At 42.2% G+C, this 22,821-nt stretch carries 16 protein-coding genes and 1 tRNA gene; 5 read left to right on the forward strand and 12 right to left on the reverse strand.

The window, feature by feature from the left end:
- Positions 1-28: 28 nt before the first annotated feature.
- Together G6Q48_RS00910 and pepA are read right to left on the reverse strand one after the other, a co-directional pair.
- On the reverse strand, positions 29-478 hold the full coding sequence (locus G6Q48_RS00910) for a DNA polymerase III subunit chi (protein ID WP_166264050.1): 450 nt from the start codon (positions 476-478) through the stop codon (positions 29-31).
- Positions 479-825: 347 nt separating this feature from the next.
- Entirely contained in the window at positions 826-2,337 is a 1,512-nt protein-coding gene (gene pepA / locus G6Q48_RS00915) for a leucyl aminopeptidase (RefSeq protein ID WP_102138169.1), read from the reverse strand.
- A 339-nt stretch (positions 2,338-2,676) separates the two neighbouring features.
- On the opposite strand from pepA, the gene lptF reads away from it, so the two are divergent.
- Together lptF and lptG are read left to right on the forward strand one after the other, a co-directional pair.
- Positions 2,677-3,774 carry an LPS export ABC transporter permease LptF gene (lptF, locus tag G6Q48_RS00920; RefSeq protein ID WP_102138168.1) on the forward strand — a complete coding sequence of 366 codons (1,098 nt, stop codon included), beginning with the start codon at positions 2,677-2,679 and terminating at the stop codon, positions 3,772-3,774.
- Positions 3,774-4,850 (forward strand): LPS export ABC transporter permease LptG, encoded by a 1,077-nt coding sequence (lptG, locus tag G6Q48_RS00925; RefSeq protein ID WP_166264052.1) that lies wholly within the window; start codon positions 3,774-3,776, stop codon positions 4,848-4,850. The genes lptF and lptG overlap by 1 nt, the downstream gene beginning before the upstream one ends.
- Before the next feature lie 55 nt (positions 4,851-4,905).
- Here the strand turns inward: lptG and G6Q48_RS00930 are convergent, their stop codons facing one another.
- A complete protein-coding gene (locus G6Q48_RS00930; protein WP_166264054.1) occupies positions 4,906-5,352 on the reverse strand; it encodes a hypothetical protein in 447 nt (148 codons plus the stop codon).
- 369 nt (positions 5,353-5,721) lie between these two features.
- Positions 5,722-6,945, reverse strand: a complete 1,224-nt coding sequence (ampH, locus tag G6Q48_RS00935) for a D-alanyl-D-alanine-carboxypeptidase/endopeptidase AmpH (protein ID WP_166264056.1) — start codon at positions 6,943-6,945, stop codon at positions 5,722-5,724.
- 414 nt (positions 6,946-7,359) lie between these two features.
- Between ampH and G6Q48_RS00940 the strand changes: the two genes are divergently transcribed.
- Both G6Q48_RS00940 and G6Q48_RS00945 read left to right on the forward strand, forming a co-directional pair.
- Positions 7,360-7,444: transfer RNA gene (locus G6Q48_RS00940), tRNA-Leu, on the forward strand.
- 197 nt (positions 7,445-7,641) lie between these two features.
- Entirely contained in the window at positions 7,642-8,889 is a 1,248-nt protein-coding gene (locus G6Q48_RS00945) for an integrase arm-type DNA-binding domain-containing protein (protein WP_166264058.1), read from the forward strand.
- 191 nt (positions 8,890-9,080) lie between these two features.
- Here the strand turns inward: G6Q48_RS00945 and G6Q48_RS00950 are convergent, their stop codons facing one another.
- Genes G6Q48_RS00950 through G6Q48_RS00980 form a run of 7 tightly spaced genes read right to left on the reverse strand, consistent with a single transcriptional unit; the run spans position 9,081 to position 18,594 of the window.
- Complete coding sequence (locus G6Q48_RS00950) at positions 9,081-9,497, reverse strand: SMI1/KNR4 family protein (protein WP_256372921.1); 417 nt, start codon at positions 9,495-9,497, stop codon at positions 9,081-9,083.
- Between the two features lie 2 nt (positions 9,498-9,499).
- Complete coding sequence (locus tag G6Q48_RS00955; RefSeq protein ID WP_166264062.1) at positions 9,500-10,174, reverse strand: HNH endonuclease; 675 nt, start codon at positions 10,172-10,174, stop codon at positions 9,500-9,502.
- Positions 10,171-13,425 carry a helicase HerA domain-containing protein gene (locus tag G6Q48_RS00960; protein ID WP_166264064.1) on the reverse strand — a complete coding sequence of 1,085 codons (3,255 nt, stop codon included), beginning with the start codon at positions 13,423-13,425 and terminating at the stop codon, positions 10,171-10,173. The genes G6Q48_RS00955 and G6Q48_RS00960 overlap by 4 nt, the downstream gene beginning before the upstream one ends.
- Positions 13,426-13,436: 11 nt before the next feature.
- A complete protein-coding gene (locus tag G6Q48_RS00965) occupies positions 13,437-14,390 on the reverse strand; it encodes a hypothetical protein (protein WP_166264066.1) in 954 nt (317 codons plus the stop codon).
- Between the two features lie 51 nt (positions 14,391-14,441).
- The gene (locus tag G6Q48_RS00970) at positions 14,442-16,730 is read right to left on the reverse strand and encodes a dynamin family protein (RefSeq protein WP_166264068.1); all 2,289 of its coding nucleotides are present in this window, start codon (positions 16,728-16,730) and stop codon (positions 14,442-14,444) included.
- A 53-nt stretch (positions 16,731-16,783) separates the two neighbouring features.
- Positions 16,784-17,698, reverse strand: a complete 915-nt coding sequence (locus tag G6Q48_RS00975) for a dynamin family protein (protein WP_094961620.1) — start codon at positions 17,696-17,698, stop codon at positions 16,784-16,786.
- Entirely contained in the window at positions 17,695-18,594 is a 900-nt protein-coding gene (locus tag G6Q48_RS00980) for a WYL domain-containing protein (protein ID WP_166264072.1), read from the reverse strand. The genes G6Q48_RS00975 and G6Q48_RS00980 overlap by 4 nt, the downstream gene beginning before the upstream one ends.
- A 503-nt stretch (positions 18,595-19,097) precedes the next feature.
- On the opposite strand from G6Q48_RS00980, the gene G6Q48_RS00985 reads away from it, so the two are divergent.
- A complete protein-coding gene (locus G6Q48_RS00985) occupies positions 19,098-19,400 on the forward strand; it encodes a hypothetical protein (protein ID WP_166264074.1) in 303 nt (100 codons plus the stop codon).
- Positions 19,401-19,430: 30 nt separating this feature from the next.
- On the opposite strand, the gene G6Q48_RS00990 is transcribed toward G6Q48_RS00985, so the two are convergent.
- Positions 19,431-22,820, reverse strand: a complete 3,390-nt coding sequence (locus tag G6Q48_RS00990) for a DEAD/DEAH box helicase family protein (protein ID WP_166264076.1) — start codon at positions 22,818-22,820, stop codon at positions 19,431-19,433.
- Between the last annotated feature and the right edge of the window lies 1 nt (position 22,821).

Consider the following 22,821-nt stretch of genomic DNA (forward strand, 5'->3'; position numbering starts at 1 on the left):
TGGTTTCTTTTCCATTGTCTTTTTGTATTCAGTAAGTTGGCGGCGCCGCCATAGTCAAATTGAAGCCGACGCTACGGTAAGTTTTATACCGTTCACGCGCCAACTGTTTTAAAGTTTCATCAATAGGTACGAAGTCTACCACTTCATGGAAAGCCGTGGCAAAATCTGCGAATTGATTTTGTAAATTAATCAGAACATCACGAGGAGTATTTCCCCGTTTAGCTGGCCAACAAATTTCAATCGGAGCACCATAACGTGGCCCTTCACCTGCCAGATTATGCGGGACAAACTGGTGCGGGTCGCGTTGCCACAGGGCTTCATCAATCTTTTCAGCTTGTTGTTGTGTTTCGCAAGCAATCAAAACGCGTTTTCCACTGCGCCATAGCTGAGCCGCAAGCTCACAAGCTAGCCATTCATGGGCTTCTAGCTCAGGATACGGTGAAGCTTGTTCTAGTTGGTAAAATGTACCTTTTTTCATATACCCGTCTACCCGTCATACTTCAATTTGCAGGGTTGTTGGCTACACGTTTTCACCTTAGTCACATACTTTTGTATGCTCCCAAGGTCTCAACCGCTTGCCGCCTACCTACAAACTGAATTATTTAGGGTATAGCGTAAATAGCTACCCTTCAATTTGCAGGGTTGTTGGTTATGTTCTTTTGGTGACTGAAAGCCAGATTATTTCTATGCTGAATTATAACCTTTTTTATAGCTGGCTCAAAATGGCTTTCTTGGGGCATCAAAAAACAAAAAATAATATCCCGAATCGCTATTGCTCATCGGGATATTTTTACGAGTGATATACAGCTAAATCACTAAATGGGATTAATCATCACCATTAAGGCCGGCACGGTTCAATAAGAACTGTGCGAGCATGGAAACAGGGCGACCAGTTGCCCCTTTCGCTGCGCCAGAACGCCAAGCAGTCCCTGCGATATCAAGGTGTGCCCAGTTATATTTCGTGGCAAAGCGAGATAGGAAACAGCCTGCAGTGATAGCCCCCGCAGGACGACCACCTGTATTGGCTAAATCCGCAAAGTTCGGTGTGATTTGGTCAAAATATTCATCGGCTAATGGTAAACGCCATGCACGGTCACCCGCTTGCTCAGATGCATTTAACAGTTCGTGAGCCAGTGGGTTATGGTTTGACATCAAACCGGTGTAGTGGCTACCTAATGCAATCACGCAAGCCCCTGTTAAGGTTGCGATATCGATAACCAGCTCAGGCTCAAAACGTTCAATATAGGTGAGAGCATCACACAGAACTAAACGGCCTTCGGCATCGGTATTGAGGACTTCAACGGTTTGCCCTGACATCGTCGTTAGGATGTCACCCGGACGATAAGCGCGACCGCCTGGCATGTTTTCACAGCCAGCTAATACCCCAATCACGTTGATTGGCAGTTGCAACTCAGTGATAAAGCGCATGACGCCATACACACTTGCGGCACCACACATATCGTATTTCATTTCATCCATGCCTTCGGATGGCTTGATTGAAATACCGCCAGAGTCAAAGGTTAGACCTTTACCAAGTAAAACGATTGGCTTACTTTCAGGGTCTGAACTGCCTTTATATTCCATGATGGACATTAGCGATTCATTTTGTGAACCTTGACCCACCGCGAGATAGGCGTTCATTCCTAACTCTTTCATTTGCTCTTCACCAATGACTCGAGTGGTGAGTTTGCTGTCTGAAATATCTGCTAATTGACGTGCTTGGGACGCTAAATAACCTGCATTACAGATGTTTGGCGGCATATTACTTAAATCTTTCGCTGCTTTAACCCCAGATGCAATAGCTAATCCGTGAGAAATAGCACGCTCACCACTGGTTAATTCACGGCGTGTTGGTACATTGAATACCAGTTTACGCAGTGGGCGGCGATGTTCTGTTTTATTACTTTTCAGTTGATCAAACACATACAGCGATTCTTTCGCTGTTTCGACAGCTTGACGAACTTTCCAGTAGTTATTGCGGCCTTTGACATGTAATTCAGTTAAGAAACAGACGGCTTCCATTGAGCCCGTTTCATTCAACGTACTGATTGTTTTCTGAATAATTTGTTTAAATTGGCGCTCATCTAATTCGCGTTCTTTACCACAGCCGATAAGTAGAATGCGTTCAGACAGAACGTTGGGTACATGATGGAGTAGCAGGGATTGCCCCACTTTACCCTCAAGTTCGCCGCGGCGCAGCAGGGCGCTGATATATCCGTCACTTATTTTGTCCAGCTGTTCAGCAATTGGGGACAGACGGCGTGGTTCAAAGACTCCGACAACAATACACGCACTGCGTTGTTTTTCCGGGCTACCACTTTTTACACTAAACTCCATGCGTTCTCCTGAATCTTAAAGACAAAGGCCGATGCTCCCGCTAAAATTAGCGTTTCGCATGATCTACCTCATAGAGAATGAACTCTTTATGTTAAACTAACCATCTATACGCGAAATAGCTCACGTTGTATGCTGTTAATTGCGATACACCATGAAGTATGGCGGGTATATCTGGTTTCTCGAATATTAAGCATGTTCTGATATTTCTATCAGTACAGAGAATGCTTTTATATCATTGTAGCCATACAATAAACTAGAGTATATGTTAGTAAATGGCAGACATCGAACGAACTTAGCCATTTTCTTCCCAAAAGACAAGTTTTCACAGGCGTAATAAGCGTGATCATTATTAGATATTTGGTACGGGAAACCCTGAAAAGTCAGTTAGCCATACTTTTTGTATTGATGCTAATCTTTTTTAGTCAGAAGTCGATAGATATTCTTGGCGCAGCGGTTCAGGGTAACATTCCTTCAAACTTAGTACTTCCTTTGCTGGGGTTAGGTGTGCCTGAAATGGCGCAGCTTATCTTGCCTTTGAGCCTATTCCTTGGGCTTTTGATGACTTACAGTAAACTTTATACTGAAAGTGAAATCACGGTAATGCACGCCTGCGGTTTAGGCAAAAGTGTTTTAGTGAAAGCCGCGTTAGTCCTTGCGGTGATTACCGCGATGGTCGCAGTTGCTAACATTACATGGATGCTGCCATGGTCATCTCAATATCAAGAGCAAGTATTGGCGGATGCGAAAGCGAATCCTGGGCTAGCAGCCATGGTGGAAGGGCAATTTAAAACCACTAAAGATGGCAACTATGTGCTGTATATCGGTGATGTAAAAGGGAATAACTTCAAGAACGTTTTTCTTGCTCAGTTACGTGCTGCAAATGAACAACGACCTTCTGTTGTGGTAGCTGATAGCGGTTATATGAAAGAAGACCCTGATGGCCGTCAAGTCGTTGTTCTAAATGAAGGAACTCGTTATGAAGGAACAGCGCTACTGCGCGATTTTCGCATAACTGACTTTGTTAATTACCAAGCCATTGTTGATCACCAAACTGCAGAAACGCGTAGTGACCGAGTCGAGCAAAAAAATATGTTGCAACTGTGGTCTGAAAATACGCCTGAAGTAAACGCGGAGTTCCATTGGCGTTTAACGATTGTTTTCTCTGTTGTTGTCATGGCTTTGATGGTTGTGCCGTTAAGCGAGGTTAACCCACGTCAGGGGCGGGTGTTGAGTATGCTTCCTGCGATGCTGCTGTACCTTATTTTCTTTCTATTACAGAGCACATTGCGGAATAGTGCCGATAAAGGCGACCTCGACCCAAGGTATACCATGTGGGCGGTAAATGTGGGGTATTTGATATTAGCGATAGTTTTAAATGCGTGGAATACTGTCCCAATGCGCCGTATGCGTCTTAAATTGAGTAAAGGGGTTGCCTGATGTTTGGTGTTTTAGATAGGTATATCGGTCGAACCATCTTAAATTCGATTTTAGTGACGCTATTTCTGCTCGTTTCACTGGCAGGGATCATTAAATTTGTCGAGCAGCTTCGCAAAGTGGGCGATGGCGACTACACGGCATTGAGTGCAGGTGTATTCACCTTATTAACTGTCCCAAAAGATATTGATATTTTCTTCCCAATGGCGGCATTGTTGGGAGCACTAATGGGGTTAGGCGCACTGGCTTCACGTAGTGAGCTGGTGGTCATGCAAGCTTCCGGCTTTACCCGTTTACAAATTGCATTATCTGTGATGAAAACGGCTGTTCCATTGGTCATTGTTGCGATGTTTATCGGTGAGTGGATTGCGCCTGCGGGAGAGCAGTGGGCAAGAAACTATCGTGCAGAAAAAATTGTGGGTAACTCATTAGTGGTGACAGATGAGGGGATGTGGGCAAAAGATGCCAATGACTTTATCCATATTCAGCGGATTAATAATGCGACCTCGATTCAAGATGTATCGGTTTATCGCTTTGATGATCAACGTAAGTTGAAGTCAGTTATGTTTGCCGCAAATGGCGAATACGACTCAACAAATCAACTTTGGGTGTTATCTCAAGTGGATGAGTCAATTTTAAGTAGTGAGAAAAAAATCACAGGTTCACAGCGACTAACAGTAGATTGGAAAACTAATCTGACCCCAGAAAAACTGGGAATAGTTTCACTGAATGCTGACTCGCTATCCATTCGCGGCTTGTATCAATATGTCTCGTATTTAAAAGAGAGTGGCCAAGTGGCTGCTGTTTATGAGCTTAGTATGTGGAAAAAAATACTCGCGCCATTATCCGCAGCCGTCATGATGCTAATGGCAGTTTCATTTATTTTTGGGCCACTGCGTACCGTTCCTATGGGTGTTCGTGTTATTTCAGGTATCGTGGGGGGGTTCCTCTTCTACGTACTTAACCAAGGGTTTGGTAACTGGAGTTTAGTCTATTCGGTTCCCCCTATCATTGCTGCTGTTTTACCGAGCTTGCTATTTTTGATAGTGAGTATTGTTTTGCTAGTTAAGCGAAAATAACGGTAGGCCAATGAAAAATAAAAAACGGTAGTAAATTGAAAATCTACCGTTTTTTTTAGCCAAACAGTGCGTAACCTAGAGCGCTGATATAGGTTAATAACCCAGTTTGTGGTTGGAATAACTTTTTCCTGACGATAGATGTATTTGCTGGGTTATCAATAATAGCTAAAATATTTTCGCCACTGCGATTAGCTAGTTGTTGAGCAAGAGAAAACATTCCCCCGCATAGGCTATTATGGGTTTTGAATTTAAACGCTTTCTGACATTTTTCACGATAAATTCGCCTCTCTTCTTGCCGATAAGCTCGGATAGCCTGCATTTCAAAATCGCCTAAATATTTACAGGTAAATTGAGGGTTAATTGATTTATCTTCTATCTGTTGGGAATATTTAACTTTATGGCTTTTAATGTCATTTAGGATACTCGCCAATTCTGATTGACTTGTTTTATGGGCCAGAGTGGGATGGCTACTGGGTGATGTAGCGTAATTTTTAGTTCTCATTTTAGCTTTGCGGTTGTGGATAAAGTAGCTAAAAGATTACCGAGAAGATTAGATAATTGATTTTAAAAATGGATAGTAAATTTATTAAAAACAGCCTGAATATCTCAGGCTGTCCAGACTGCAGCCAAACATATAATGTTTGGCTGCAAGTCGAATAGGTTTTTAAAATAAACTAGGAAAATCAAATTATTGATTTTCGGCTGATAACACAAAGTGGGAAAAACCACGCTTTTATCCCGCTTTGTCAACAACCTCAACAGCCTGAATATCTCAGGCTGTTGTCGCAATTAACGTGATAACACGGGTAAATCCACGTTTTAAGGTTGGGGTGTAACTCGCCATTGCTTGTAACGCTTCGGCGGTACTCCTTCAATGTTTCCCATACGCATGGTTAGTAGACAATGAAGCGACTAGTTCGTTAACGCCAATCGTTAATTTACTGAATTTACTGCTATCTTTTCGGGTCATCACCACAAATACCCCAATGTTTTGCTGTGGTATCATCGCCATATAGGTATTAAACCCACCGCCACCACCGGTTTTCTGATAAATACCCGGAGTGCCATTTTTAGGTTTCATATACACCCACCCAAGGCCGAGTCCATCAGCATGGCCTGCAACATCCATCCCTTTAATTTCTAAAAGCTTTTCACGTGGGAAATAGATACCTTGTTCACGGGCTGCGGTGACTTTTCTTAAGTTACTGTCTGTCGATAAAAATTGTTGCATCCATTTTTGCATATCTGCAGGGGTAGAATACACGCCACCACTGCCTGCTGCTGCGAGTGTGTTATGGCAAGGGCTTGGTTTCGTTCCTTCCATTAAACGGGCACATTGAGCATTATTTGGCGTGTAAGTGGTATTTGTCATCTTAGCCGGAGAAGTCACGTAATGGCTAAATAACTGTGGGTATGAGTGCCCTGACGCTTTAACCATCGCATCAGCGAGTAAATCATATGCAAGGTTGGAGTAGGAAGCTTCTGTACCCGGTGTTGCATCTAACTTGCCAGTTTTTAGCCATGTCCAGCGGTTATCTTGAGTTGGCCAAATAAAAACAGGACGTCCCCATTTCCCTCCGGGTTGTTCGCGAGGTAACCCACTGGTATGGCTTGCTAAATGATATAAGCGAATAGGTTGCCCACTGGCATTATCAGGAACATTAACACCGTGATAGGCATATTGTTGCAACGGATCAGTAATTAACAGTTTCTTATCTTGCTCGAGCTTAATTAATATTTCGCTTGTCATTAATTTTGTAATTGATGCAATGCGAATTAATGAATTTGGGCCCGGTTTTTTACCATTACCCGGCGCAGTTTCACCATAATAGCGCGATAGCGCCTGATTATTATCGATAACAATAATAGCCATGCCTCGCGCATCACTTTCATTAAAAATGCGATTAGCATATAAATCGACAATCTTAGCGACGCGCTCGTAAGTCCTTCTATCTCCCTCAAAAACCTGCCAGTCTGAGGATTCAACATCATTACTTTGCAGAAATTTTGGTGCTTTTTCTGTCTTACTTGAACATGCCATTAACACTAAAGATAATGCGGATACAGACAGAACTTTTAGAAATGATTTCTTCATGTTGGAAGCCAGCCGATATGATTGTTTGCAAATAGCCTTTCAGCCAATATTATTTTTTCTTAGCGAAAATCTTCATGACGACACCAATTAAGATGCCAATAAAGATACCTGTTGCTATCCACCCAACAAAACCCATGATTAAACCTTAAATATTGACATTAGATTGCAGATAAACTAACAAAAATAATGACCTGCCGCCAGTCAGAGAGCCTCGCGATAAGAAAAATAATTTGGGAAAAGTTAACATACTCATTAATAGATATATAAACAAAAGAAGCTTTCCCTGTGATTTTATCAAATCTAATGAATATGCTTTTTTTTTAATCGAACAAACAACATCTTCACGAATAAGTGTTGCCAGTAGGCATAAGGCAAGTATAATGACAGCGTTTTCCAAGAAACACATCACTTCGTGCCGGAGTGGCGGAATTGGTAGACGCAGTTGATTCAAAATCAACCGCCTTCGGGTGTGCCGGTTCGAGTCCGGCCTTCGGCACCATAAGAACATCAAGAGACGTCAACCGACGTCTTTTTTTGTACCTGAAATCCAGTGTTTGCAAGGTTCCTCTCGCATTTTAACTCTACCAACGTATACTCAACTCAACCGACATCAAGTTAATGATGTGGGTACATTTGCGGGTATATGCCGATTCGATAAAGTTTTGTACCCGCAATTCGGCTGCGAGGATAGTTAAAATGGCACTTTCCGATACTAAGGTTCGTTCTGCAAAATCTGAAGATAAGGCGTATAAGCTGACAGATGGTAACGGACTATTTCTTCTGGTTCATCCTAATGGCTCTAAATATTGGCGCTTCCGTTATCGCTTTGGCGGTAAAGAAAAGATGCTAGCATTTGGCGTGTATCCTGATGTCTCCCTAGCGAATGCTCGTGAAAAACGAGATGAAGCAAGAAAGCTTGTCGCCAGTGGGGTAGACCCTAGTGAGAAACGCAAAGAAGTTAAAGAAGAGCAACAAAAGGAATTTAATACCTTTGAGAAAGTCGCTCGTGATTGGCATGCGACCAATAAGAAGTGGTCAGAAGGTCATAGCCATCGAGTCCTCAAAAGCCTTGAGGACAATATCTTTGTTGCTATTGGTAAACGCAATATTACCGAACTGAAAACTCGTGACCTACTCGAACCGATTAAAGCCGTAGAGATGTCTGGACGTCTTGAGGTGGCAGCACGTTTACAACAACGTGTGACAGCCATAATGCGTTATGCGGTACAAAGCGGTTTAATCGACTACAATCCAGCACAAGATATGGCTGGCGCCGTTGCCACTGGTAAACGAGTCCATAGAGCTGCATTAGAACTTAAACGCCTCCCTGAGTTCTTACAACGCATTGATGATTATAAGGGAAGACCTTTAACTAAACTTGCCGTCAAACTTACCTTGTTAGTCTTCATTCGTTCCAGTGAACTGCGCTTCGCCCGTTGGGATGAAATTGATTTTGAAAATGCCATGTGGACGATCCCCGCAGAACGCGAAGCGATAGAAGGCGTTAAGCACTCACATCGCGGATCAAAAATGCGTACTACCCATTTAGTTCCTTTAAGCCGACAAGCTATTGAGATCTTAAAGCAGATCTATCAATTTAGCGGTAATCACGAACTGATCTTTATCGGCGATCATAACCCTAAAAAACCAATGAGTGAAAACACAGTAAACAACGCATTACGTGTGATGGGCTATGACACTAAAACGGAAGTGTGTGGGCATGGTTTTAGAACAATGGCGTGTAGTTCGTTGATTGAGTCAGGGCTATGGTCGAAGGATGCAGTAGAAAGGCAGATGAGCCACCAAGAACGGAACTCAGTAAGAGCGGCTTATATTCATAGGGCGGAACATATTGAGGAACGGCGCTTGATGGTGCAATGGTGGGCTGATTATTTGGATGCGAATAGGGAAAGACATGTAGGGGCGTTTGGGTTTGGGAAGTGATATTGAAGCGGTAGGTATGGTTATATAAAATATAGCCCTTTTAGGTATATAACTAAAAGGGCTGGCTTAAGTAGTATTTACAGGGTCGGGTCCACTAATTCAAATTTAGTCTGACTAGCATATAACTAAACCTAACCAATTCGGCATTTTGTACCAGCCAATATTTAAACTTCAATTTTTATTTCATGATCTTAACTATCGATTTTAAGCAGAAATTCAGAAAACGTCTTGTCAATCAGATCCGCTTTTCCTGTCTCAAAATCCAAAAAGTAGACCATGTCATGTTGTTTATCGAAGCATATGTAATTACCAAAGTTATCTATTGCAAAAGCAACGAGTAATTTTGATATTTCAGCAACGCCTCTGTTCAATCTGATGATATTTTCTTTATCATCAGGATTGAATGACAAAAAGGATTTAATCGTTCTCTCTTGTGATGTAGTCGTACTAAATACACTTACCGGAGGTCGGCCACCATTATATTTCTTAACAAAATCCACATAGGAATCGGTGAATTTGTAGCCCAGTTTTTCCTCGGCATCTGAAATAAGGCTTTCCGTCACCAAAGGTTTTATATAACGCCATTCTTTCATTTTCTCTATCCTCATAATCAACGGTTTTCTCTACCACCGCCCCAAATGGCTTTACCACCGGTATGTCGGTTATTTTGATGCTCTTCCGTGCTGACCAGCTGCATCTTGCCTGGCTCTTCACTGTGATGCCAGGTATAGCCATCGGGAGTTTCACCATTTTCAATTTGTTCTAACTGTTCATCGGTGAATTGTTGTGCAAATTCAGGATCGTTGTCTACCTTTTCTTTAAGCGCTTGATTCGCATAATCTGCTTGCGCAGAATCTCTTGCCTGCGTTAACTGTTCGGGAAGTTGTACATCAATGGTACTATTTAATTGCGGGAACACGCCTTCAACTTCTACGCCATTCACTTCGATAGTTTTTCGTTCATATATAGTACCATCGTCACCTGTTTGACCTTCTTTGCTTTCATTTATTGTTTTTATGTAAATTTTTCCATTTTCATCGATAGTAGCATTTTCAAGTAAATTTCCTGAGCAACCGAGCTTTTCTCGATAGTAATCTTTTTCCTCTTGTGTCAAGGGGAGGGTTTCAGTTTCTTCACATTCAGGCTTTGAGTCTGCTTCTTTCAGAATAGGACGATCCAGTTCGCTTAAGTCGATGTTTACCGGATCAATGCTTTCTAATGTTTTCGACAGTTCGGGTTGTAACTTATTTGCAATCTCTTTAATTGCCATTAAATTCATCATCATGCAAGCCCTCTCTTAGCGAATTGTGTCCACTCAGAGTAGAGTTTGGTGTACAATTCTCCATTAGGGACTAATGATCTGAGCAGAGGCTGAATCAACATAATCACTTGCTCTTGAGATGCGATATGGCACTTTTCGAAAACCAGGTTTTGAAGATTAGAATGCATTTGCTCTATGCTCTTAGCTCGGCAAATAGCGTTTTCTAACTTGTTCTTACAGCCTAATAAATATGGCACAAGAAATGAGAAGTCGCTGAATAGCATTTCAGTCAGACCAGAGTGTAAATACTTTCTGAGTTGAATTTTCATTTCTGTGGGCAAATTACTTCTATAGAGCTCTTCTGCCAATTGCTCTTCATTTGCTTCTGACGGCACTTGATTGTATTCACTCAAAAGATGGGTGAGTAGATTAAAACGAAATATCATTTCACTTATTGTTCTGGTTGGTGCTGCTTGATAACGGTAAAGCCTTTCTTGTCCTGGAAAACGGTTAACTTTACACAGCACAGCTTCGAGCCATTCATTCTGATAGATTACTGCCACTCCCCGCGGTAAACGGGCCATTTCGTCAACTTGCTCATCTGTTAGTGCTGCAGATTTACCCGCCAACAATCGGTCAGTTTCATCCGGTAAGCGCATTAAGATTTTAGTGTTGGTATTGCGAATAGCTGAAATATGCACCGCTGATGGTGATTGGTCAGCAATGATAAAGCCTTCGCCATGCGTGCGCATTTCGGCGATAGCATTAGATAACATTTCGACCGATTTTTCAGCGACGCTGCCACCTTCTCCACCATTACCAGATGGGTTTGCTCGCAAAATATTGTGAGCTTCTTCTAAAACAGTGATGTGTTTTAGCTGCTGGTTCATCAGCATTTTTTCCGCACGGTATTCACCAAGTTTTATGATCAACAGCCCCATCAGAAGCGATTTCGTTTCTTGTGATCCTACCCGGCTCAAATCAATGATGACATTACGGTCGAACAGGTCAGCATTGCTGATTTCATCAGCGGCAAAGATTTGGCCGTTCAGTCCGTTAACCATTGACCGAACACGCGTGACTAATGCACCTGTATAGTTACTTTTTATTTCATCTGAGTAAGCAGATTGAGCGATTACAGATTCGAGCTGGATCAGCAAATCGGCAAAGGTAGGGAACAACGTAGAACAATACGCTGACGTAGAATCGTGTAAATCCCATCCACAGGCTTCATAGCTTCGCAGTACTGCATCTTTGAGAATTGCAGGCATTGCTGCATACATTGGCCAGCAGACGTTAAATACTTCAATCAAGCGATCCACATGTTCAAGTACATGGGTTTGCTCCGGAAAGGAAAACGGATTGATTTTCAAAAGCTCTGTAAATCGGTTATTAGTACCTAAAACACGTACATCTTGGCGATTTCCGAAGACGTGCTTGTATTCACCCTTTGCAGGTTCAATAACCAAGAATGGAATGTCTTGTTGTATAGCTTGATCCAACAGAGCGTAAACCGTGTTGCTTTTGCCAGAACCTGTAGAGCCGGTGATTAGGGTGTGACTTGTCAGTTGGTCAAGGTCTAACTCCACGGTTTGTGGCAAGTCGGTCCACAAATGGCGTACCTGACCCAGCGATATAGTTCGTAAGTTGGTGTCAGAGAGACCAGCGTTCAGCGTTTGTACTTTACGGCCAAATGCAGCGGTTTCCTGTACCACGACGGTAGACGTAGAACGGCGAGGAAGGCTTAGCTGTAGCGCCATTTCCTTGCTCGAGACTAAGGTAGCAGGAGTAAGGTAGGGGATGTGAGTATTCCCTGCAAAACTCGGTTCGAGTCTAGGGTGCACGAGCTGCCCCAACCATTGTGTTATCGCATTGGCTTTTTTGCCAGCCCATGTGGTCAGAGCAAAATCTTCCATAGACGACTGAGTACCGCGTGTTAGCCCCAAAAAAATACTGGATAGCGCTTCGCTGGAGGCTGCACTATCACTTACAAAGTAAGCGGTACTGAGCCAGCCACCGTGGCTTTTAGCTTCGTTTATTCGGTTTAAGTGGTGATCCACCTTATCAAGCATATTTAAAATGCCTTTGTCTGCCGTCTCAAAACTAACTTGCTGTGTTGAGCCTTGAGTTTGGGTTATGCCTTTGGTGTTGGTCGTGCTGCGTGTGTCAGTCTTTGTCGTTGTAGCACTTGTTGCCGTCGACTGGTTGGTCGAATGACTGCGACTTTCACTTGTTGAAGTAGAATCAGAGGAACCGACTGTGTCTTGGGTTTGGAACATGCTCGCAATTTGTCCGCCAACTTGTACGCCAACCATGGCTGTTAAAGGCCCGCCGAGAGAGCCTGCAACAGAGCCAATTGCCATCGCCCCCATTCCAATTATTTTATTTTTTTTGTTTGGCGAGGATTTACTTTTATTGGAGGTATGAGAATGGGAAGTAGAGGTCGTTGTATTTTCACTGTTGCCTATTGTTTCGGTCAGTCCGAGGCTTTCACCCAAGGAGTGGCTTAACCCTTCGCTGATGCTGAGGTTGACAGCATCACTGTCCTGAACGCCATAGCTATATTGGCGACTCGATAGCGCAGAAAGTTGCGTTGCTACTTGCTCATAGCCTGTACGAACAGTATTCAATGCTTGCATAGACACCGGCTCGGCCAGGATCAGTCCCTCGTAAGTACGGCTTTCTGCTGCATCGATAAAACGTTCCAGTCCTTGCATAAAGTTCGTTTGGTCTTCTGTAGAAAGCCCGGGTACGCTGCTAACAGCAGTGACTGTTTTAATTGAGTCACTGTCACTGAGCCCATCTAATAGTGTGTCTACGTCGGTACCTATGAGTGCCGTAAGTTTGCTGCCCGGAAAATGCCCTTTGAAAGTCTCTTGCAATAAATCGCCTGAGTTTTGCCCGAGCATTTTCCCCGGCTCACCACGTGTGCCAATATAGAGCAGAGTCTCTTTTCCGTCAGATTTCAGGAAGAGGAATACAGTGTATCCCGCTGCGCCCAATGCAGTATAAGCTGCAGTGGTACTTTCAAGTACAGATTGCTTGTTTTCCTGAACCAGACGTTCCACACGGAAAATACGCACATCTCCGCCTCTGTTAAGTAGCACGCTTTGCTGGTCTCCCACTGGTAACACATCGTAGTGTTTGAGTTCAGCAAGATAGCTCTTATTAACCAGCGCATGAGCAGCTGATAGCGTTGTCAACGCCTTTTGTTGTGCGGGAAGCAATTCGGTTTCGGAATAAAGATGTTCCCTTTCAGTCGTAGATAGATTCATTGTAAGTCCTGCTAAACAATAACAGCCAGAATAACTAAGGCAATAGCTGCCACCACACCACCAATCAGCAGTAACGATTTCAGTACATTGTTCTCTGGTTTAGATTCAGGGCGATGAATGCTGCTCGTTGATGGTTGCTCTCGATACGGGGGCGATTGTTTCGGTGGGTGTTGTGGTTGAGTGTTCGGCAATGTTGCAAGGCGAGTGTCTTCTTGTGCAATTGTAAACACGTGCTCACGCACTACGACCATATGACGAATACGTTCCAATGAGAAGTTGGATGTTGCATATAGCTCTTGTTTGTGGTAGTAGTGCGTGTCCCATTTTACCTTGTCTTGTTCCATCTGCTGGGAATATGCGTTTTCTTCGTAAACAACAAAAAGGGTTGGATATTTAGAGAGTGTCCAAGCTATAGCTTGGGTAATAACCGCTGTTGATAGACGTTTATCATTCATTTCCATAAATAGTGAAGTGCGAACAGAAGATAGGTCATTACTGTTCACGCTATTGCTTAGTGAGCGTGATGGGGTAAACCCTGTTAAATCAACAGATGAAAAGTCAGCGCTCATTGTGTTTTCCTTTGTACTTTTGGCTTCTTCGTGGCTTGTTGTCGAACTAGAGGCCGGGCGGGAAAAACCTGCGATACCTCGTTCTGTTAGGTGACTTTTCACCTGAATAAGGTGCTCTAATCGTTTTAAACAGAAATTTTCTTCTGCCATATGGAGTTGCAAGGCGAAATAAGCACCCCCTTCCCGTTCCCACTTATAACTGTCTTCACTAATTGGATCCGTGGTGCTATTGGTTCGGTATTCTTCGAAAAGCGCACGTTTGTCATCTGGTAATGCAGACAATATTTGGCGGAGTAACTCCGCTTTAAAATCTCTGCTTTTTATAAAGTCGATGATTTCCGCTTTAAACTCTTCTGCTGTTAAATTTAGTGCAACAAATTCCGTAGATTCTGTCATGGTATCTGGCCTCAAAAGACCGGCTGATAATTTCAGTCGATCAGTAACGGGTTAAAACTGTAAAATGGCTTCCAGTTCTTGCTTGATAACACGAATTTCGTCGATATCAATTTTTGCTTGAGCAATAGCATTTTCTCGCTGAGTCTGGTTTTCAACTTTTTGTTCTAGATCGGCAAGAATGTCAGCAAATTTAGTGCTAAATTCGCCTTCCAAGAATGCAAGGTAGTTATCAATTAGCTTGTCCTTGTCTTCTCTGATACGTTGAATAGCGTTACTCTTTAAGGAAGCAAACTGATTGCGGATTACGATAATCCGTTCCTTCCAAAGTTCTGGAAGATCAACATATTCTTTATTGCCATATACTTTAACAGTCTCTGTATCTCCCCAAGTCCAAGGCTTATACCATTTCGAAGTACTTCTTTCGTATGAATCAACCACCACTCTTTTGGTTTGCACTTCATCACTTTTCAATTCAATATTGAGAGAGAAAGAGCTTATAGATTTCTTCAGTGACTGAAATACGGGTAACTCCAATGTTCGACTCTCAGGAAACAGTTGCGCTATATGATTTTGATACTCTTGATGCAACTCCTGTTTAATAATTTCTTGTGAGTTCAAGAATGCCTTCTCGTACTCGTTTATGCTGCGATTAAACAGAAATTTAATATCTTTAGATGCAATATCGATTTTCGATTCTGCCTCTCTGCTACTGACATCACCGATAAACAAGTCGCCCAATTCTCCGATACGTGAGAGGACGTCTATTTCTAAATCATTTAGATCATTGTGCACGTCCATCGGCAAATCCCGGCCTTCTTTTTTCAACTGTTCTTTGTAGGCCTGTGTATTGAAGCCCTGGTTACGGCGCACTTTTAGATTATGAATTTCTGACTGAAGTATTGAAAGTGCGTGTTCATCAATCTCCAGTTGTTTGATTAACTCGGCCTCTTGCATTCCACATTCAATCGCTGCGGTCATGGCCAAATGAGCGCGGTTGAGCCGCATTGGAAAGCTGTATTTATTGATGTACTCATCGATCGTGGCTTCAACACCAGGTAAGCCGCTGTTCAGGAGAGCACGCCACATCGCTTTATCTTGTAAAGCGTCATCATTTTGCGCTTTTTGCTGCATCGTTGATGCTACAGTGGTACTGACAGACATATATTGCGGGAACGCCATGCTTGGTTCTTCAAGCAACAGGTCGGCAATATTTGTTTTATCGTTACGCTCTGCACGGGTCAATTCACCTTGCTTGCGAAGCAGATAAGCCATCCGCGCAGAAACAGGGAAGAGGTTAGGGTCGTGAATACCATTCTCTTCGAGATAGCTTTTCACGCGATTTAGCGCTTCTCCGATGTCTTCCCCCTTTTCAGGGTCGAACATGTCCATCTTGTTCACCACAAACAGGAAACGATCCTTACTTTGCTTACCGCCTTTACTCATTGTGTCTGAAACAAGTCTTAGTAACTGAGCATCATCAGTTGTACCTAATTGCGTTCCATTCAAAACATAAATAATAAGTGGATTACGCTTCGAATCCTGAATAAACCCCAGTGTCGTACGCTGGTGTTCCGGGTCTTGGCTGTTATTAGGCCCCGGAGTGTCGGTCAGCACGAGACGGACATTGTTGTTTTCTTTGATAGCGCGGATATTACCTGTCAACCTGATGGTTTTGGTTTCACAGTCAGAGTTCCACTCCTTCATGATTGCCAAGTCAACATCATCCATATGCTCAATGCAATTGCCATTGCGGTCGAAACGTTCGCCGTAAAAAGCGTCGCCTTTGGATTTGTCGTCAAAAATGTGGGCAATGGTCGCAGTTGTTGCTTCGTTCGCAGCGGGCAGCAAGTCTTGCCCCAGTATAGCGTTAATAAAGGTGGATTTGCCTGAAGACATGGTGGCAACCACATACGCATCAAACTCATTGTTCAATGCATCTTCGAAGTCTTGCTTGGCTTTTAGGTCGCTATTCGCTAAGTAATCCGCAAACTTTGGTGACTCTTCACTGACACGTGTCATTAGAGCTTTGATTTTTTCCAGGCGCTCTTCAGAAGGCACAACAGGATTGAACTTCAGTTCAACACACATACCTTTTTGGATTGCATTGCTGGCAGCTTCTTTAATGTCATTGAAGTCCGATTCTACGCCTGTGAATTCAATAAAGAAGTCGTTGCTTCCATTAAACAGTGCCTGCAGGTCATCAAAAATCTGTTCTACCCACAGTTGTAAGCGTTTAGAGCTATATGCCGTGATGTTCGAACTTTCAGATGGTGAATGACCATTAATGAGAAATTCGGTTTCTACTAAAAATGGGTTATGAGTTATAGCGATGTGATTCATAGGGAAGTCTCGTTTCGATTTGATATTGATTGTTTGTTTTAATCAGGCAACATTTATACTGCACTCATGATGAGAGCGTTCACCGTACTTAAGCCGGTGTAGTCAACAAAGGCATGCAGCTCTTCTTTACTCATCGCAGGAATTTTTCCTTTTGATATTTTTACGAGCCTTCTTCGCACATTTTTCTTCAACACTTGTGGTACGCTTACTGCTGCACTTCTGAAGTGGAAAGGGTTTTCTCGAAAACGCTCTAATTCAGCTCTAAGGATATTTTGCTCTGTGCGCCGCAGTTCAACGTTATTCAGTAATTTTTTTGCTATCAAGGCGGACTGTGCCATCAGAGGTATAATTTGGGCTTTATTGTAACCGAACCCTTCCAGATATTTGCGCGCTAAAGTTACATAATGTTTGGCGGTTTCACCTTTTTCTTCGTCCAATTCATCGACTTTGTTTAGCGCAAAGATCACAGTCTGTTTTGGATTTATTTCACGAATGGTACGAATGATCTCTGCGTCATCATTAGTACCGAGCTGTGTTGCATTTAGCACGAAAAGGATTGGGCTTGCCGGATAAGCCTTTACGGCATTTATAAACTTTTCTTTATGGCGAATATCCATGCTGTTATTGGCTCCCGGAGTATCGATTAACGTGTACCCTGCCAGCATTGAAGGTAGTATTCTCCCTGAGAGCGGAACGGCTATATCAATGCTTGCGATTTTGTCTGATCGGTTCCATAGCCTGATTTTCTCAGGGCATAGGGTGTTACTTGTATCAACAACGCTTCCTGTGTGGCAATAAGCTTTTACACTAGATTTAGTATTCACGGTTACGATTATGCGAGCAACTTTGGCGGTCGTCGCCTCGTTGCCTGTAGGTAGTAACTCTTTACCAATAAGGGCATTAATTACAGAGGATTTTCCTGCACTCATAGATGCCGCAACGAGTATGAATCTTGGGGAGGGCTTCATAACATTTCGTCTTCCATTTTGATGTTTACCTGGTCTAACCAAGACCTAAGATTTTTGCGTATGTATGTATCGAGCTCACACGGAGAGATAACTCGAATATTAGGTATCCAATATTGAATAATTGGTGCTATTTGATTGTAATTCCATGCTGAAGATGAAATAACGAGAGTTCCATCCTGACGTTTTTCAATGATTTTTTGTTTTGGCAAAAGTGCTTTACGTTCAAAGTAAAATGCAACGTCGCGCGACACTTCAAGAGAGACGTTAAAAATGGGCTGCCCAAACCAAATGGTGTCTTGTCCTTTAATTTTCTCAACAATCGATGGCTCATAGTCAAAGCACTCTTTTTGGACGCACATGAACTTAATACGAGCAAGTGAGAAAGTCTTGAGTATGCCTTCTGAAGTTGCTGCTAAGTACCAACTGCCATGGCTGTAAACCATGAGATATGGTGAAACCATCCGAGACTTATCTTTGTATAAGAAGCTAACGTTTCTTCGATTTTTAATCGCAGCTTCAAAGGTTTTATGAAGCGAAGAAATAAAGTCAGCCTCAAGAGGTTGCTCTTGAAAGTGATAACAATCGCTGGTTGAGTTATTAATAAAACTGCGAAGAAACTGAGCAGCTTTAAGCGGAAGTGCTTTTTTCAGCCCAAGATCATCAATCAAGCGAACAAGATCTTGTTCGTTATATTGGCTCCGAGCAGATGCCGAAAGCAGGTAATTTCCTGTGTTTGGACAACGGTCGAGAATAGAACGTAAACGGTTAAAATCCCGGTAAATTGTTTTCGTACTGACATGAAATTTTTCAGCCAATTCAGCAATATTTAGTGGCTGTCCAGCATAAGCCATGGCGGTAATTTCGGCTAAACGGTTTGCAAGAATGTTGCTTTTCATAAAATTTAGGTCGAATGCTTTAAAGAATATCGCATATGTTACACAAAGGTTGAGACAGGTTGTGTCCCTTGAAAACTTTAATTTTCATTTTTCCTGATTAATTTTAGAATTGATGACTTTGCTCAATATAATACAGAAAAGAAAACCAAAGCTATTGACTATTTGTAAGATTAGGTTGCCTATATTCACAAGGCAGAACATTTTGAAGAAAGGAGGCTGATGGTGCTATGGTGGACTGATTATCTGGATGCGAATAGGGAAGGGCATGTGAGGGCATTTGGGTTTGGCAGGTGATGCTATAAAGCTAAAAAATAGTCATGGTACTAAGTAATAGAAAATTCCAAACGTATTTACTTCTTTGTTAATGGTACTTGGTTTTATTCCACCTCTACTCACTGAATAGAGATTTTGCTTTTGTAATGACTTCATTGTGAGAATATTTGATCTAATGTACTATTTTTTCATTATTAAAAAGGTTTTTTATATTTGGGTAGGAATAACCTATGAAACAATTGAATACATACGATACAAAAGAAGAAGGTGAAACGGCTCTTGCTAAAATAGATGAGCCCAAGCGTCTTGCTAGCGAGCGCGATGCCACTGAAACGATTTATAACTTATTTGGAGTTCCTAGCTGGGGAAATTTTTATAAGCTTGGAATGTTCAACCTGAACGAGCTAAAAGACATCATCCAGAAAAAGCAAGAAGGGTTACCCTACGATGAAAAAAAGCATCATGAGATCATCACGATGCTTCTGTATGTTGCTAAAAATTTCGAGTTAGAGATACCAACACATTGGATGTAATCGAAGGGCTTTTCAGCCCTTCAGGCCTGCCTAAGCAACCATTTTTCTAAACAGCTTCTCTAAATAAACCGGTCCAGTATCTTCCATAAATAAAACATTACGCTCTTCAAGTTTATCTTTTGGCTCAGATACGTTGATCAAATCCGAATGCAACGTTTCAGATACGATGAAAGCACTTAAGCTTAAGTCTTTATCAGCGAGCTTCGGCTCTAATGCTTTAATTTCAGAATATAGTCCAAACTTAGCGTCATCTAAATTCAAGTTTCGAATACCTTTGGGATCAATAAGGCTAAGCCATTGCTTACCCGTTTTATCATCCACTAGCCATAATAGAAAATCAGGATAAAAATTCCCCGCAGTCGCAAAACCTAATCCTTTTGATTTTGTATCAGCGTTACGTAGAAGATATAAGCTCTTATCACCGATGATTTCCTGGCCTTTTGGTGTTTCAATAAACGCCTCTAAATCTTGAATAAAAGTAATTTCACTTGGCGCATCAAATGCCATAGGTCGCATTTTTAAGGGCAAGTCAGCATTTTTTCCAATCGAGAGAAGTGGATAGTACAAATGCTTGTCAAAAGTCACAGCTACCATTCCTGGAGCATTCCATTCTTTAGCTTTGCCAATATCCCCTTTAGCAACGATATTCTGCAATTGCTCCAATCGCTGAGCATAATCCAAGCCGTCATCCGATTCCTCAATTTCAAAATGATACATTTTGATCATGCCAGGATCGTCTTCCTCCACTTGCGTTACCTGATAGAACTGACCTTCGTAAGCATTTTTCAACGCGTTATAAAATCGCTCTGTATAGTCAAGCAACAGGCGCAACATAATATCTTCTTGCTTCTTAACATCAGAAAATTGCTTGATATCTAGTTCTGATTTCGGAATAAGCAGTGTATACCACTTGTTTGAAAAACCACTATTGCCTAAACAAAAATCCATTAACCGTTGCTTATCAAGACGAAGATTCGACCAACCTCGTTGCAATTTATAATCCTGAACTGCAAGGTATAAGCGCTCAAAGTCGAATGCAGAAACCACTTTATAATCGAGTTTACCTTCAAATCGAACATTGACGGGCGTGTTGTCGCCTTTTCTATTTGTATCAATGGATTCAAGCTTTGGATACAGGTCTAACTTCACATGAGGAAGTTTAATTTTTCCTTCGAACTCAGTAGGAACTTGATATAGTTCAGGAAAATGAACACGCTTAAAACCGTGCTTCTGATTATCTTTATACCCATCTTTCAATTTTAGCGTTTTCAACTTGGTTGCCGGTAAGTTAGAACGCGTTTCAAAATTCAGCTCTAATATTTCATCACTAGGAGTAATCCCCTCGTCTTCGAGATACTGCTTGAACGTCGCCATGTAATCGGCACGAACACCAAAAATATTCAAAGTTTCAAGCTTATCTAAATGAATCCCTTTTGGCCGTTGCCCCGGCGTGCTGCGTTTTAGCGAGTAGTCACGACCTTTTAAGCGTACACCACGGCCAAACAGCTGAATGATCTGCGAACCTTCACCTCGACCCATATTTAAAAGACCCATAGTAGATACACGCCAACTACTCCAGCCTTCGGTAAACTTACGAGAACCAATCAAGATATGCAGTTTAGAGTCTTTATCGTTCAAGGTATGAAAGAGTGATCTAGCAAAATCATCCCTTTGATAATCAAAGGTGGCGTCCTCTTCACACATCTTGTAAAGCGATGGTGAATCGCCAATGTTAATCAAACCAAATGGCGCAGCTTCGCCAACCTGAAGCGCCAACTCGCCTTTACTACCTATCAGATTTAATACTCGAAGACGCTGGCCTGAATGAGTTGTGTTGAATAACTTGGCCAGAATATCGGCATAAATATCTTCAGGACCATTCATCAAAGCTATAAAGCGCTTCTCAAAAATATTCCTATCTTTGGTATCCAGAATCCGCGCTTTGTTATCCACCAGATCTTTTATCCAAGCTTTAGCTTGTGCTTCATTATTCAAGAACCAAGCTAAAAAGCGCAATACCGCATGAATATCAGAATCTTCACCGCCAACAGTATTTCCCACAAACACCCAAAGTGGTTTTTCAATGTTGAACTCAGCTAACTGGTCTTTGTTTTTAGTGAACAAATATTGCTGCTGGTAAAAACTAAGCAAACACGCAGTGAAATACTCATAACGTCGCTCATCTTGTTTATCTTGCGCTGGGTTCAGGTTAAGGATTAAAGACTCTTTACCATAACCGTCCTCGTAGAAAAATTTATACGAGTAATCAAATAGCACTGATTTGCCATACACTTCGCGTGTTGCCTGAATTCGAACGTCACGCTGCTCCTCAGTATCTAATTCCAATTGTGCCAACTGTTCTTCAGTTAACTTACCTAAAGTTGTCGTTTCGAACAGCATTTTAGCTTTCTTCTTTTTGATATCCGCTTCAACTGAATCAACCGTTTTACCGTCGGAAACAGCCTGACCAAAGGTGGCAGAATACTCAAAGGCAAAACCATCGCGGGTCAACTTGTCACGACGACGCATCCAAGCACCAGCAGCAGTACCTGTACCTTTATGGCCTTCGTCAATTAGCACAAGGTTTTTACCTTCAAAAGCTTCAACCGCTACCGTTTTGTCGCCCATTTCATCTGCAAGTTTATTGATATCAATAACTTCAATCGTACCTCTAAACGGTGTTGGCTTAGACTTATCAAACAACTGAATATGAGAAAAACCTGAGTCATACAGTTCATTCATGTGCTGCTGTGACAAGCGCTCATCCGGTGTCAACAGAATGATCTTGTCAGGATAATGGCTGATATTACCATTTTGAAAATAGTGCAAATACTGCAAAATATTGACGTGTAATAACAACGTCTTACCTGAACCCGTAGCATTCCAAAATGCCAGCTTGTTCAAATCATCCAAAATATACTGTCTAAACTGATTAGCTCTGTCTTTCGCTGTTTTACTGTTTTCTACATTGTAAGCTTCAAGCTCCCGATTCAGCCCATTAAGCAGTTCTTGTTTTCGATTGAAGTGCCAGTCGAGGTAAATCTCTGTAAACAAGAGAGACAAGTACTGGAAATACTTCATATTCAGTACCGTATCTTCTTTACGGTTACGGTGCTGCGTGATCTGTTGCCAATGCTTAACAATGTTCAAGTCGTAGCGACGCAGCTCATCAAGGTCGATTAAATCGACCTCAAAGAGATAGTTACTCAATTCATGGAAGAACAAGCTTTGTCCATCCTCATGAATGCCTTCAAAACGGTCTTCGCCTAAACGTAGTTTTAAACCTTGCAAAGTCCCATCTTTAAAAAAGCGAAACATAAAACGGTTAAGCACCAGTTGTTTATGGAAGCTTAATTTACTATTGCTTTGTTTTTTTACTGCTTTCCCAGTAGACGCAGCTTTTTGTGGAGAACGGGCCATC

This window comes from Providencia sp. M-27, from assembly GCF_011077905.1.
GTDB lineage: Bacteria > Pseudomonadota > Gammaproteobacteria > Enterobacterales > Enterobacteriaceae > Providencia > Providencia huaxiensis.

What these genes read in the sequence shown, in the direction of transcription:
- G6Q48_RS00990 (WP_166264076.1), bottom strand. Translation starts at nt 22,820, where the DNA reads ATGGCCCGTTCTCCACAAAAAGCTGCGTCTACTGGGAAAGCAGTAAAA.
- G6Q48_RS00950 (WP_256372921.1), bottom strand. Translation starts at nt 9,497, where the DNA reads ATGAGGATAGAGAAAATGAAAGAATGGCGTTATATAAAACCTTTGGTG.
- G6Q48_RS00975 (WP_094961620.1), bottom strand. Translation starts at nt 17,698, where the DNA reads ATGAAGCCCTCCCCAAGATTCATACTCGTTGCGGCATCTATGAGTGCA.
- pepA (WP_102138169.1), bottom strand. Translation starts at nt 2,337, where the DNA reads ATGGAGTTTAGTGTAAAAAGTGGTAGCCCGGAAAAACAACGCAGTGCG.
- G6Q48_RS00970 (WP_166264068.1), bottom strand. Translation starts at nt 16,730, where the DNA reads ATGAATCACATCGCTATAACTCATAACCCATTTTTAGTAGAAACCGAA.
- ampH (WP_166264056.1), bottom strand. Translation starts at nt 6,945, where the DNA reads ATGAAGAAATCATTTCTAAAAGTTCTGTCTGTATCCGCATTATCTTTA.
- G6Q48_RS00980 (WP_166264072.1), bottom strand. Translation starts at nt 18,594, where the DNA reads ATGAAAAGCAACATTCTTGCAAACCGTTTAGCCGAAATTACCGCCATG.
- G6Q48_RS00960 (WP_166264064.1), bottom strand. Translation starts at nt 13,425, where the DNA reads ATGAATCTATCTACGACTGAAAGGGAACATCTTTATTCCGAAACCGAA.
- G6Q48_RS00985 (WP_166264074.1), top strand. Translation starts at nt 19,098, where the DNA reads ATGAAACAATTGAATACATACGATACAAAAGAAGAAGGTGAAACGGCT.
- G6Q48_RS00910 (WP_166264050.1), bottom strand. Translation starts at nt 478, where the DNA reads ATGAAAAAAGGTACATTTTACCAACTAGAACAAGCTTCACCGTATCCT.
- lptG (WP_166264052.1), top strand. Translation starts at nt 3,774, where the DNA reads ATGTTTGGTGTTTTAGATAGGTATATCGGTCGAACCATCTTAAATTCG.
- G6Q48_RS00945 (WP_166264058.1), top strand. Translation starts at nt 7,642, where the DNA reads ATGGCACTTTCCGATACTAAGGTTCGTTCTGCAAAATCTGAAGATAAG.
- G6Q48_RS00955 (WP_166264062.1), bottom strand. Translation starts at nt 10,174, where the DNA reads ATGATGATGAATTTAATGGCAATTAAAGAGATTGCAAATAAGTTACAA.
- G6Q48_RS00965 (WP_166264066.1), bottom strand. Translation starts at nt 14,390, where the DNA reads ATGACAGAATCTACGGAATTTGTTGCACTAAATTTAACAGCAGAAGAG.
- G6Q48_RS00930 (WP_166264054.1), bottom strand. Translation starts at nt 5,352, where the DNA reads ATGAGAACTAAAAATTACGCTACATCACCCAGTAGCCATCCCACTCTG.